We start from the raw sequence: 12,085 nt of genomic DNA, 5'->3' as shown, positions 1-12,085 counted from the left end.
CGCTCAGGCCTGGAAATCGAAAGTAGGGGACAAACGGTAGGCGGCACGCAATTCGTCCAGACCGGACGCTTCACCCACCACCGTGACAGGACCGGCACCGCTGCTGCGCACACGTGCAGCCAGTTCGGCCAGCATCGCCACGCCGGCACTGTCCAGGCGTTGTACACCCGACAGGTCCAGCGTGCGAATGCCGTCCAGCTGCGCGATCGCCTGCGGCCAGGCCGCAGTGACCGCGTCGCGGTCGAGCACGCCGGTGAGTACCAGCGTGTCGCCATTGCGTTGCACGGAGCTGTTACTTGCCATTGGCCGGTGCCGGACCGACCTGCAGATTGCCACTACGCAGCTCTGCGGCGACCTTGGCGATGCCCTTCTCGCGCAGCGGGCCGTCGAACTGGGTCTTGAAGGTCTGCACGTAGGAGATGCCTTCGATCATCACATCGAAGATCTTCCACTGGCCACCGACGTTACGCATCATGTAGTCGACCGGGGTCGGGTCGTTGCCGGCGCGCAGCAGGTCGGTAGACACCTTGACGCCGCGGTTGCCCGGCAGCGCGCTCTCGGACTTGGCGCGGAAGGTCGGCTTGCCTTCGAAGTTCAGCAGCGCGGTGCCGTAACGCTGCATCAGGTTGTCGGCCAGCGCATCGGCGAACAGCTTGACGTCCGCATCGGAGGCGCCACGGCCGTTGACGCCCAGCACCAGGCGGGCCGAGTAATCGCGGTCGAAGGCCTTGTTCAATTCGCCATTGATGTACTGGCGCAGGGCGGCCGGGTTGCTGCGGAACTCGGCGCGGCGCTGATCCAGCGTGCTCAGGATGCGGGTGCTGCTGTCGATGACGGTCTTGGTCGCCGCGCCCTGCGCAGGCGCGCTGGCGGCAGCCGGCTGCGCCAGCACGGTGGCCGGTGCGCACACCAGCAGGGTCGAGGCCAGGATGGCGGAAAGCAGGGTGGTCTTCATTGGTGTGGTTCCGTAGAGGGAGAAGCGGTCTGGGCAGGCGCCGGGGCCTGGCCATCGGTGGCGGCCGGGGCATTGCTGCCACCACCGCCACCACTGAACATGTACTTGCCGACCAGCTGCAGCAGATCCACCGCCGGCTGGGTGAAGCCGATTTCTTCGCCCGGCTTGAGCGTCTCCGGGTCGCCGCCCGGCTGCAGCCCGATATAGCTCTCGCCCAGCAAACCGCTGGTGAAGATGCCGGCGGAGGTGTCGGCGGGCAGATCCTTGTATTTGTTGTCCAGCGACAGGGTGACCACCGAGTCGAACTTGGTCGGGTCCAGGCTGATGTCGGACACCTTGCCGATGGTCACGCCGCCGATCTTCACCGGCGCCTGTGCCCGCAGCTGGCCGATCTGGCTGAAGCGTGCGGTCAGCGTGTACTGGCTGGAGCCGAAGCCCCAGCGCTGGTTGGTCGAGGCCACCGCCAGCACCAGCAGCGAGGCCAGGGTCAGCAGCAGAAAGGCGCCGACGGCGAATTCGAGTCGTGGTCCACGCATGGCCATAGTTATTCCACTCACCTAAACAACATTGCAGAAAGGACGAAGTTGAACATCAGCACCAGCAGCGAGGCGTTCACCACCGCACGGGTGGTGGCGATCGAGGTGCCTTCGATGGTCGGCTCGGCGTGGAAGCCCACATAGGCGGCGACCAATGCGGCCGTGCCGCCGAAGATCGCCGACTTGAGCATCGCCACGCCGAAGTCGTCCCAGAAGTCCACGCTGTTGCTCAACCCCGACCAGAATGTGCCGTTGTCGATGCCCAACACGTGTACGGCCTCGAAGTAGCCGCCGGTGATGGCCAGCGAGCAGAACACGCCGGTGAGCAACGGCACCGTCAGCACCGCCGCCCAGAAGCGCGGTGCCACCGCCTTGGCCACCGGATCGATGGCCATCAGCTCCAGCGCCTTGATCTGGTCGGTGGCGCGCATCAGGCCAAGTTCGGCCGCGATCGAACTGCCGGCCCGGCCGATGAACAACAGCGCGGTCAGCACCGGTGCCAGTTCGCGGTACAGCGACAGTCCCAGCAAGGTGGACAGCGCATCCGACGCACCATAGGTGGTCAGCGTGCGGTAGCCCTGCAGGGTCAGCACCAGGCCGACGAAGGCGCCGCCGACGGCGATGATCGGCAGCGAGCGCGCACCGACCTTGTAGATCTCGCGCACCAGCTCGGCGATGAAATCGCGCGTGGGTACCGAGCCGCGCAGCACGGTCAGCGAGAACAGCCCGGCGCGGCCGAAGGCGCGGATCGAGTCGACCATGGCCATCAGGCAGCACTCCGGTCGCGCCGCGGCGCCGCATCGAAGGCGATCGGGCCATCCGGCTGGCCATGCAGGAACTGCTGCACCAGCGGGTCGGTGCTGTCCTGCAATTGCTCAGGCGTGCCGGCGAACACAATGCCGCCATTGGCGATGACCACGGCCTGGTCGCTGATCGGCAGGGTTTCGTGCACGTGGTGACTGACGATGATGCTGGTCAGGCCAAGGCTGTCGTTGAGGCGCTGGATCAGGCTCATGATCACGCCCGAGGCGATCGGGTCCAGCCCGGTCAGCGGTTCGTCGTAGATCATCAGCGGCGGGTCCAGTGCCAGCGCCCGCGCCAACGCCACACGCCGCGCCATGCCGCCGGACAGTTCGCGCGGCCAGGCATCGGCGGCGGCCAGCAGGCCCACCGCATGCAGCTTCATCTGCACCAGGCGCTGCAGCACCGGCGCCGGCAGGCGAGTGTGGGTGCGCAGCGGCAGCGCGACGTTGTCGGCCACGCTCAGGTCGGTCAGCAGGCCATTGCCCTGCAGCAGCACGCCGACATTGCGACGCATCTCCAGCAGTGCACGGTTGCCATGCGGGATCGCGTTGCCGAACAGGGTGACCGTGCCGGCGACCGGACGCAGCTCACCGGTCAGTGCGGCCAGCAAGGTGGACTTGCCGCTGCCGGAAGGACCGAGCACGGCCGTAATGCTGCCGCGCGGCACATCGAGCGAGACGTCGCGCAGGATCGTGCGACCGCCGCGATCGATGCGGACACCGGACAACTGCACGACAGGGGATGCGGACGCCGTCATCGAAGCCTTTAACAGAATTCCAACGCGATAGAGTAGCCGTCATCCGGCTGAACATAACCGAACCGGCGCGTGCAGTATTGTCGCATGACGCCTGTACTGCAGCAGACGCGTCACCGCCGGCGCATATGCAACAGGCCGTCTCATGCATGACGCAATGCAATCTTCGAACGCGCAGGTGTTGTCGCAGGTATGCCCTACGTGGATGATCGGATTCCCAGCCGACCATGAGCACAAAATGGACTTACTGACCCTGGAGCACTTTGCAGGCAGCGTCAACGACACGTTCTCGGCTGCATTGAACGAAGGCGAGGTTCCATTCGTGCTGGTCGAGGCGCGCGCGCTGCCCACCACGCACGCGGTGCATCGCGCGCCATTCTCGCTGCTGTTCCGCAACAGCTCGGCATTTCTGTTTCCGCAGCAGACCTATCGGTTACGTCACACGCGGCTGGGCGAGATCGGCATCTTCCTGGTGCCGGTGGCGCGCGAGCGCGACGGGTTTCTGTATCAGGCCGTTTTCAACTGAGCGCGTTCAACTGCGGTGCTGGGGAAAATGCCAGTGCATCTGCAGATGCGTCTGGTTGCTCATGCCCGTGACGAAACCGTGGCGGACATACAGTCGCTGCGCGGCGGGGTTTGAGTGCAGCACATGCAGTGACAGTCCGCATCCCGCCTCTCGCGCAATCGCTTGCGCGTAGGCGAGCAGTTGCGAGCCGATGCCCTGGCCGCGCCAGTCCGGCAGCAGGCTGATATCCACCAGCGTAAGTTGCGTGGCAGCGCGGTGCAGATACAGGCGCCCGATACGCAGGTCCTTGGCCTGGACGATCAGAAAGTCGCCGCCTTCAAAATGTTGCTGGTAGTGCGCGCGCTGCAGCGCAAACTGCTGCTGAAGAAAGGCACGTTTGCTCGCCTCCGGCCACGGTACCGGTGCCAGCTCGTCGCTGCGGGTACTGGCATAAAGCGCCTGCAGCCACGCGATGTCGGCTGGCTGCTCGGGGCGCAGCGCAAGATCCACCGCGCCCCGACTAGCGGTAGCGCTCGTTACCAACTGCATCTTCATCGCCGCCTCTGCAACGCGCCCGGGTGACGGCAGCTCAGTTGAACGCCGGATAGTTGCCCTGCAGCGCGATGCAGAAGTTCACTGCCAGATAGGGCTGGCGGTTCTCGTGCGCCTGGCCGGTGCCGGTGGGCAGCAACATGGTCGGGGAGAATTGTTTGTCCGGCGCAACCGCCAGGAATGGACGCTCTGTGTTGACGTTCAGCGACGACAGCGCCACACCGTTGGCCGGCGTGCCGGTCTTCTTGGTCGCGTCCGACTGCGAGTACGCGTTGATGCCATGTTGGTGCATCGGGATCTGCGTGCTCAGCAGGCTTTCCGAGACGGAGCCGAAGTTGCTGCCCAGCGTGTGCGGGGTCAGCCCGGGCCCTGCGCCCTGATGGCAACCGGCGCGTGCGGAAAAGTTCGGCAACTGGAAGGTGCTGCTGCCGTTGCCGCCATAGGCCACGCCAAGCAGGGAGTACAGCGTGGTGTTCTGCGTGATCGGCAGCGTGGCGCCGTTGCAGAAGGCCCAGCCGTAAGGGTTGTAGTCGAAGCCGAACAACTGGATTTCGCCGATATAGGGTTCGGTCATGAGCGGATTCCTTCGATGCAGCGGATGCGTGCCGCAGCCATGTCGGCGCGGCGCTGGGATCAGGCCTGTTGCGGGAAGATGCCTGTGGTGGCGATGCAGTACTGCACCGTCAGCGTCGGCATGAGGTTGTCGTGTGGCTGGTTGCCGCCGGCGAACGAGGTGCTCTGCGCGGACATTGCCAGCGTGGTGCTGCCGGTGGTGTCGCTTGCGTAGAACAGGCTGCCGTTGACTGTGCCTGGCAGCAGACCGGCTGGCGCGGTGGCGGTCGCTGCCGCGGTGGTGGCCTGGGCGGTGTGCGTGTGCGCCGGCATCTGCGGTTCGGTCAATGTCACCGTCTCGGTGCCGGAGCGCTGGGAGAGCACGTAGTTGCTCAGGCCCGGTCCCTGACCCTGATGGATCGGCAGGCGGCCGCGCAGATCCGGCACGGCGAAGGTGCTGGTGCCATTGCCGCCGTAGACGGTGCCGAGCAGGACATACAACGGTTCGTAGTCGGAGATCTGCAACAGCGAGCCGTCGCACGCCTGCCAACCCTGTGGTGTGCGGCCGAAGCCGAACATGCGGATTTCGCCGATGAAGGGAGTACCCATGAAATTCTTCCTGGTCGATGGGGCGTCGTACGCAAGGCTGCGTACGACGGCGCCCCCGGATACGGATGCGCCTAGCTGCGCGAAGGGAAGATGCCGGACAGCGCGATGCAGAAATTGATCGTGGTGTACGGCTGCAGATTCGGATGCGCCTGGCTGCCGCCGCTGCTGGCGACGGTGGACTGCGACAGCGGCACCATCGCGCCGGGCGCGCCGTACAACGCGTGTGGGGTCCCGGCATTCATGCTGTTGTTCGCGAACAGGCGGCCGGTCGGCGTGCGGTTGTCGCCGTTGGCGCTGCTGCAATCCATCAGGTGGGTGTGCGGGGGCAGGTTGTCCACCACCAGCGTCACCGTCTCCGCGCCTGCCGCCTGGCCCATGGGAGCGGCGGTCGGCTGCCAGTTCGGATCCGCCGACGGCCCATAGCCCATCGGGGTGCGCCCACGCATGTCCGGCAAGCCGAACGTGGTTTTGCCGTCGCCGCCGAAGCGCGTGCTGAGCAGACTGAACAGGGCCTGGTTCTGATTGATCGGCAGCAATTGCCCGTTGCACTGCGCAAAATACTTCGGCGCAAATGCGAAACCGGTCAGCATGATCTGACCGATGAAGAACTCGCTCATGCAGCTCTCCCTACGTAGGTACGTCACCGACCGACTGTCGGAGACTGCCGTACTGATACCTGCCGAGATTGCATACCACAAGCCACCAGCGTCCAAAACTGGGATGAAGTATTAATTTTTCATTCTTTAACTGGCAGTCAGTTCCTGTTTAAATGGCGCCGCAGTCCAACCGTATGCCTGCGCAGGCATCGCGTTGAGCTGATCCGAGGCACCAGGACCGTTGCCGATGCCATTGGGGTGGCGTGTTTTTTGGGGGAAAACATGATGTCTACGACCTTCGCCGCCGTGGGTGGCGTGCGTCCGCTGTTGCGCTGGATATTGGCGCTGTTGCTGTTGGCGACCTCTCACGTTGCCCTGGCGGCCTATTGCACAAGCCCGAAAAGCGCCACCATCAACGCGGGCGGTTCAGTGACCTTCGATGTCAGCGACTGCGACGGTCCGTCCAATACCGGTATGACCGACGACGGCGTGCCGCCTGCGCATGGCAGCTACGTCCTCAGCGGTCAGTCTGGTCCTGGCACCCAAACGGTGACCTATACCAACAACGGTGATGGTGCGACCTCGGACTCGTTCTATCTGTTGGACGAGGACAACAACCAGGTTGTCTTCAACATCACCATCAACCCTGCGATCAGCGCCAGCATCGCGGTCTCGCCGTCCAGCGCCAACGAAGACAGCGGCACATCGTTCACCTACACGGTGACCTTGAGCCAGACCAGCAGCTCGGCCACCACGGTCAACCTTACCCGCAGCGGCACCGCCACCAGCGGCACCGACTACACGGGCGCGGTGGCCAGCATCGTGGTGCCCGCCAATACCGCCTCGGCCAGCTTCGCCATCACCCCGGTTGCCGATACCACCGTTGAGGCCGACGAGACGGTGGTGATCAGCGTGGCCAGCGGTAGCGGCTATGGCATCGGCAGTCCATCCAGCGCCACCGCCACCATCGTCAACGACGACTTTCCGAACGCATCGATCGCAGTGGCTCCGTCCAGCGTGGCCGAGGACGGTGCGACCAACCTGATCTACACCGTCACGCTCGACCAGGCCGCGCCGAGCGCGGTGTCGGTCGCCTTCAGCGTTGGCGGCACGGCAACCTCGGGCACCGATTACGCGGCCGTGAGTTCGCCACTGGTGATCGCCGCCGGCCAGACCACCGGCACCATCACCATCAATCCGACCGCCGATTCCACCATCGAACCGGACGAGACCGTGGTGCTGACGCTCGCCAGCGGCACCGGCTATAACGTGGGGTCACCCAATAGCGCCACCGGCACCATCCTCAACGACGACCAGCCGACGCTGTCGATCAACGACGTGTCGGTGAACGAGGGCAATGCCGGCACCACAAATGCCACCTTCACCGTCTCGCTCAGCCAGCCGGCGGGCACCGGCGGCGTCAGCTTCGATATCGCCACCGCCGACGGCACCGCCACTGCCGGCGTGGACTACGTTGCCTCCAGCCTGACCGGGCAGACCATTCCCGCCGGCAGCAGCAGCGCCACCTTCACCGTGCTGGTCAACGGCGACACGCTCAGCGAGCCGAACGAGACCTTCTTCGTCAACGTCAGCAACGTCACCGGGGCGAGCGTGGGCGATGGCCAGGGCCAGGGCACCATCGTCAACGACGATGCGCTGCCCGCACTGTCGATCGACGACGTCAGCGTCAATGAAGGCAACAGCGGCACCACCACGGCCACCTTCACGGTGAGCCTGAGTGCGGCCAGCGGCCAGACCGTGTCGGTCAATTACATCACCGCCGATGGCACCGCCACCGCCGGCAGCGACTACGCCGCCCGCTCCGGCACGCTGACCTTCGCGCCGGGAGTTACCGCGCAGGGCGTGGCGATCACCGTCAATGGCGACACCGCGGTCGAACCCAACGAGACCTTCAGCGTCGGCCTGTCCGGCGCCAGCAACGCGAGCATCGCCCGCGCCACTGGTACCGGCACCATCGTCAACGACGATGTGGTGGTGGTGGTCGGGCCGGCATCGCTGCCGGCGGCGACCGCGGGCAGCGCCTATAGCCAGACCCTGAGCGCCAGCGGCGGCACCGCGCCGCACACTTTCGCCATCACGGCCGGTGCGTTGCCGGCCGGGTTGAGCCTGAGCGCTGGCGGCGTGCTGTCCGGCACGCCCACCGCCAGCGGCGGCTTCAACTTCACCGCGACCGCCACCGACAGCGGCGGCAGCCCCACCAGCGGCGCCCGTGCTTACACGCTGACCGTGGCCGTGGCCACGACCACCTTCCCGGCGACCAGCCTGCCGGCCGGCACCGCCGGCCAGGCCTATTCGAGTGCGCTCAATCCGGCGACCGGCGGCGTTGCGCCGTACACCTACGCCGTCACCGCCGGTGCCTTGCCGGCGGGCATCACGCTCGACGGCAGCAGCGGTGCCCTGACCGGCACCCCCAGCAGCGTGGGCAGCTTCAGCTTCAGCGTAACCGCCACCGACAGCACCACAGGCACGCCGTCGCAGGCCACACGTAGCTACACCTTGACCATCGCTGCGCCGCCGATCGTGGTCGCGCCGTCCGCGCTGCCGGCCGCCACCCGCGGCACCGCCTACAGCCAGACGTTGAGCGCCAGCGGCGGCACCGCGCCGTATACCTACGCGCTCGCCAGTGGCACGTTGCCGGCAGGCATCACCCTGGCCAGCAACGGCACGCTGTCGGGTACCGCCACGGTGGAAGGCAGCTTCAACGTCACCGTGACCGCGACCGATGCGGGCAGCTTCACCGGCAACCAGGCCTACACCCTGACCGTGGCTGGCCCGAATCTGGTCTTGCCGGCGAGCACCTTGCCGGCAGGCACGGCCGGGCAGGTGTACTCCGCGGCGATCACCCCGGCCACCGGCGGCACTGCGCCTTACAGCTATGCATTGACCGGCGGTGTCCTGCCGGCGGGTGTGGTGGTGGACGCGGCCACCGGCGCGCTCAGCGGCACGCCGACCGTGGCAGGCACGTTCAACTTCACCCTGACCGTGTCCGACAGCACGCCCAGCCCGGCGGCGCAGGCCAGCCGCAGCTACACGCTGACCATCGCGGCACCTGTGGTCGTGATCGCGCCCACTACGCTGCCGACCGCCACCCGCGGTACCGCCTACAGCCAGACCCTGAGCGCCAGCGGCGGCACCGCGCCGTACACCTATGCAGTCAGCGCGGGCAGCCTGCCGGCCGGCATCACGCTGGCCAGCAACGGCACGTTGTCGGGTACCGCCACGGTGGAAGGCAGCTTCAACGTCACCGTGACCGCGACCGACGCGAACACCTTCACCGCCACGCAGGCCTATGCATTGACGGTGGCCGGCCCGAACCTGGCGTTGCCGGCCAGCACCTTGCCGGCAGGCACGGCCGGGCAGGCGTACTCCGCGGCGATCACGCCGGCCACCGGCGGCACGGCGCCTTACAGCTATGCATTGACCGGCGGTGTCCTGCCGGCAGGTGTGGTGGTGGACGCGGCCACCGGCGCGCTCAGCGGCACGCCGACCGTGGCGGGCACGTTCAACTTCACCCTGACCGCGTCCGACAGCACACCCAGCCCGGCGGCACAGGCCAGCCGCAGCTACACGCTGACCATCGCGGCACCTGTGGTCGTGATCGCGCCCACCACGCTGCCGGCCGCCACCCGCGGCACCGCCTACAGCCAGACCCTGAGCGCCAGCGGCGGCACCGCGCCGTACACCTATGCAGTCAGCGCGGGCAGCCTGCCGGCCGGCATCACGCTGGCCAGCAACGGCACGTTGTCGGGCACCGCCACGGTGGAAGGCAGCTTCAACGTCACCGTGACCGCGACCGACGCGAACACCTTCACCGCCACGCAGGCCTATGCATTGCCGGTGGCCGGCCCGAACCTGGCGTTGCCGGCCAGCACCTTGCCGGCAGGCACGGCCGGGCAGGCGTACTCCGCGGCGATCACGCCGGCCACCGGCGGCACCGCGCCTTACCGCTATGCATTGACTGCGGGCGCATTGCCCAATGGCGTGGTTGTCGATGCAGCGACCGGCGCGCTCAGTGGCACGCCGACCTTGTCCGGCACCTTCAACTTCACCCTGACCGCCACCGACAGCACGCCCAGCCCGGCTGTGCAGGCCAGCCAGAACTACTCGGTCACGATCGCGGCGGCAACGCTGGTGCTGGCGCAACCGACCCTGCCACCGGCGGTGCGCGGCAGCGCGTACAACCAGGTGCTGACGGCCAGCGGCGGCGTTGCGCCCTATCGCTACAGCATTGCCAGCGGCACGTTGCCGGCCGGCCTGACGCTGACCAGCGACGGCACGCTGTCGGGCACGCCGACGACGCAGGGCACCTCGTCCTTCACCATCGCGGTGGCCGATGCCGGCAATGCCAGCGCCACCCAGGCCTACAGCTTCACGGTGAGCGATGCGGCGCCGGTGGCGGTAGCGGATGTGGCGGCCACCATGTCCGATGCTGCGGTGACGGTGGCGGTGACCGCCAACGACACCGGCAACATCACCACGATCGCCATTGCCGCTGCGCCGACCAACGGCACCGCCGTGGTCAACGGGCTGGAGCTGGTCTACACGCCGGCCGCCGGTTTCGTCGGCACCGATGTGGTGAGCTACACGGTCACCGGCAGCGGCGGCACCTCGGCGGCGGCCACCGTGACCATCGCGGTCAATGCGCGGCCGGTTGCGGTGTCGGTGACTGCGGCGGCAGTGCCGGGCGAGGCGCAGCAGGTCGACCTGACCCGCAATGCCACCGGCGGGCCGTTCGTGGCGGCAGCCGTGGTTGCGGTGCTGCCTGCGTCGGCCGGTACCGCCACCATCACCCAGGTTGGTGGTCTGGCCACCGCGGCGGCGGCACGTGCATCGGGCCCGTCGCCGGCGGCGGCTGCAATGGCCGAGACGCCCACCTTCATGCTGACCTTCACCCCGAACCCGGCCTTCGTCGGCCAGGCCACGGTGCAGTTCACCTTGTCCAACGCGTTCGCCACCTCGGTGCCGGCCAACGTGGTGTTTACCATCGCGCCGCGCCGCGACCCCAGCGTGGATGCGGAAGTGCGTGGCCTGATCGATGCGCAGTCCGAGTCCACGCGGCGTTTTGCGCGGGCGCAGATCGACAACTTCCAGCGCCGTCTGGAAGCCACCCATCGCGGCGGCAGCACCTTCAGCAACGCGGTGAGCTTCCAGCCGACCTCGCATTGCCGCCAGGCCGACCGCGGCATCAGTGCGCAGCCGTGCAGCCCGGACACGCAGGAGGCCGACAACGACTTCCGCGATGCGCCGGCAGTGGCCAGCAGCGGCACCAGCACTGCGCAGGGCCAGGGCGATCTGGGGCTGTGGGTGGGTGGTGCGATCCGCTCGGGCAGCCTGGACAAGCAGTCCAACAGCAACGGCGTGGACTTCCAGACCGACGGCCTGAGCGTGGGCGCCGATTACCGGGTGGCGCAGTCGTTGGCGATCGGTGCGGGCCTGGGTTGGGGCCGCGACGACAGCGATGTGGGCAGGAACGGCAGCCACTCCAAGGCAACCGCCTACACCATGGCGTTGTATGCCAGCTTCCATCCGGGCAAGGCGTTCTTCTTCGACACCCTGGTCGGCTACCAGCTGCTGTCCTACGACCTGCGTCGCTATGTCACCGACGACGCCTCGATGGCCGAAGGCAACCGCGACGGCAAGCAGTGGATCGCCTCGCTGTCCACCGGTGCGGACCTGCAACGCGGCGAGCTGCAGATCACCCCGTATGCGCGTGTGGATTTGGCGCGCGCCACGCTGGATGGCTATGTCGAAGATGGCGTGGCGCCGTTCGCGCTGCGCTATGACGACATGGACGTGGCCACCACCACCGGCAACCTGGGCCTGCGCCTGGAATGGCGCCGCGAAGTGGCCTGGGGCCGGCTGACCCCGCAGTTGCGCGTGGAATATCAGCGCGACTTCCAGGGCCGCGGCGATGCCACGCTGAGCTACGCCGATCTGAACGGTGGGCCGTTCTACCGCGCGGGCCAGAGCGCGTTCGATCGCAACCGCCTGATGGTGGGCATCGGCGCGGCGTTGCTGACCGAGCAGGGCCTGTCGACGCGGCTGGAATACCGCGGCATCACCGATGGCGACAGCAACAACGATCAGACCTGGATGATCAACCTGGAAAAGAAATACTGATCGTCTCCAGCGTCATGCTCCAAGCCAACGCGATGGGCCGGGCGAAGACCCCGGCCCATCGCTTTTTGTGATGCCGCCGCA

The 12,085-nt window shown here is 67.1% G+C and carries 11 protein-coding genes; 2 read left to right on the top strand and 9 right to left on the bottom strand.

The genetic code is table 11. From position 1 onward, the window contains the following. Positions 1-3: 3 nt before the first annotated feature. Genes GGR73_RS14380 through GGR73_RS14360 form a run of 5 tightly spaced genes read right to left on the bottom strand, consistent with a single transcriptional unit; the run spans position 4 to position 3,052 of the window. Positions 4-303, bottom strand: a complete 300-nt coding sequence (locus tag GGR73_RS14380; protein WP_016902122.1) for an STAS domain-containing protein — start codon at positions 301-303, stop codon at positions 4-6. Beyond that, positions 293-955, bottom strand: coding sequence for an MlaC/ttg2D family ABC transporter substrate-binding protein (locus tag GGR73_RS14375; RefSeq protein WP_024940545.1), 663 nt, complete (start codon positions 953-955; stop codon positions 293-295). Before GGR73_RS14375 ends, GGR73_RS14380 begins: the two co-directional genes overlap by 11 nt. Further along, a complete protein-coding gene (gene mlaD, locus GGR73_RS14370; protein ID WP_016902127.1) occupies positions 952-1,497 on the bottom strand; it encodes an outer membrane lipid asymmetry maintenance protein MlaD in 546 nt (181 codons plus the stop codon). Before mlaD ends, GGR73_RS14375 begins: the two co-directional genes overlap by 4 nt. A gap of 11 nt (positions 1,498-1,508) precedes the next feature. After that, entirely contained in the window at positions 1,509-2,258 is a 750-nt protein-coding gene (locus tag GGR73_RS14365; RefSeq protein WP_016902129.1) for an MlaE family lipid ABC transporter permease subunit, read from the bottom strand. Continuing rightward, on the bottom strand, positions 2,258-3,052 hold the full coding sequence (locus GGR73_RS14360) for an ABC transporter ATP-binding protein (RefSeq protein WP_024940544.1): 795 nt from the start codon (positions 3,050-3,052) through the stop codon (positions 2,258-2,260). Before GGR73_RS14360 ends, GGR73_RS14365 begins: the two co-directional genes overlap by 1 nt. A 235-nt stretch (positions 3,053-3,287) precedes the next feature. Between GGR73_RS14360 and GGR73_RS14355 the strand changes: the two genes are divergently transcribed. Next, positions 3,288-3,575, top strand: coding sequence for a DUF6916 family protein (locus GGR73_RS14355; RefSeq protein WP_016902133.1), 288 nt, complete (start codon positions 3,288-3,290; stop codon positions 3,573-3,575). 6 nt (positions 3,576-3,581) lie between these two features. Here GGR73_RS14355 and GGR73_RS14350 read toward each other — a convergent pair whose 3' ends face one another. The 4 genes from GGR73_RS14350 to GGR73_RS14335 form a co-directional block, all read right to left on the bottom strand. Next, on the bottom strand, positions 3,582-4,109 hold the full coding sequence (locus tag GGR73_RS14350; protein ID WP_184457549.1) for a GNAT family N-acetyltransferase: 528 nt from the start codon (positions 4,107-4,109) through the stop codon (positions 3,582-3,584). A gap of 34 nt (positions 4,110-4,143) precedes the next feature. After that, on the bottom strand, positions 4,144-4,680 hold the full coding sequence (locus tag GGR73_RS14345) for a phage tail protein (protein ID WP_184457547.1): 537 nt from the start codon (positions 4,678-4,680) through the stop codon (positions 4,144-4,146). Positions 4,681-4,739: 59 nt separating this feature from the next. Beyond that, on the bottom strand, positions 4,740-5,267 hold the full coding sequence (locus GGR73_RS14340) for a phage tail protein (protein WP_046345174.1): 528 nt from the start codon (positions 5,265-5,267) through the stop codon (positions 4,740-4,742). A 71-nt stretch (positions 5,268-5,338) separates the two neighbouring features. Further along, a complete protein-coding gene (locus GGR73_RS14335) occupies positions 5,339-5,884 on the bottom strand; it encodes a phage tail protein (protein ID WP_046345173.1) in 546 nt (181 codons plus the stop codon). Positions 5,885-6,148: 264 nt separating this feature from the next. Between GGR73_RS14335 and GGR73_RS14330 the strand changes: the two genes are divergently transcribed. Continuing rightward, positions 6,149-12,004, top strand: coding sequence for a putative Ig domain-containing protein (locus tag GGR73_RS14330; RefSeq protein WP_184457544.1), 5,856 nt, complete (start codon positions 6,149-6,151; stop codon positions 12,002-12,004). The last annotated feature ends 81 nt before the right edge of the window (positions 12,005-12,085 follow it).

It is taken from the genome of Xanthomonas sp. F14 (assembly GCF_014199865.1).
The sequence above is the reverse complement of the archived record's forward strand: the minus strand, read 5'-3'. Positions and strand labels throughout refer to the sequence as shown.

Excerpts from the sequence above, each read along its gene's own strand:
- GGR73_RS14380 (WP_016902122.1), bottom strand. The coding sequence starts at position 303 with ATGGCAAGTAACAGCTCCGTGCAACGCAATGGCGACACGCTGGTACTC.
- GGR73_RS14375 (WP_024940545.1), bottom strand. The coding sequence starts at position 955 with ATGAAGACCACCCTGCTTTCCGCCATCCTGGCCTCGACCCTGCTGGTG.
- mlaD (WP_016902127.1), bottom strand. The coding sequence starts at position 1,497 with ATGGCCATGCGTGGACCACGACTCGAATTCGCCGTCGGCGCCTTTCTG.
- GGR73_RS14365 (WP_016902129.1), bottom strand. The coding sequence starts at position 2,258 with ATGGCCATGGTCGACTCGATCCGCGCCTTCGGCCGCGCCGGGCTGTTC.
- GGR73_RS14360 (WP_024940544.1), bottom strand. The coding sequence starts at position 3,052 with ATGACGGCGTCCGCATCCCCTGTCGTGCAGTTGTCCGGTGTCCGCATC.
- GGR73_RS14355 (WP_016902133.1), top strand. The coding sequence starts at position 3,288 with ATGGACTTACTGACCCTGGAGCACTTTGCAGGCAGCGTCAACGACACG.
- GGR73_RS14350 (WP_184457549.1), bottom strand. The coding sequence starts at position 4,109 with ATGAAGATGCAGTTGGTAACGAGCGCTACCGCTAGTCGGGGCGCGGTG.
- GGR73_RS14345 (WP_184457547.1), bottom strand. The coding sequence starts at position 4,680 with ATGACCGAACCCTATATCGGCGAAATCCAGTTGTTCGGCTTCGACTAC.
- GGR73_RS14340 (WP_046345174.1), bottom strand. The coding sequence starts at position 5,267 with ATGGGTACTCCCTTCATCGGCGAAATCCGCATGTTCGGCTTCGGCCGC.
- GGR73_RS14335 (WP_046345173.1), bottom strand. The coding sequence starts at position 5,884 with ATGAGCGAGTTCTTCATCGGTCAGATCATGCTGACCGGTTTCGCATTT.
- GGR73_RS14330 (WP_184457544.1), top strand. The coding sequence starts at position 6,149 with ATGTCTACGACCTTCGCCGCCGTGGGTGGCGTGCGTCCGCTGTTGCGC.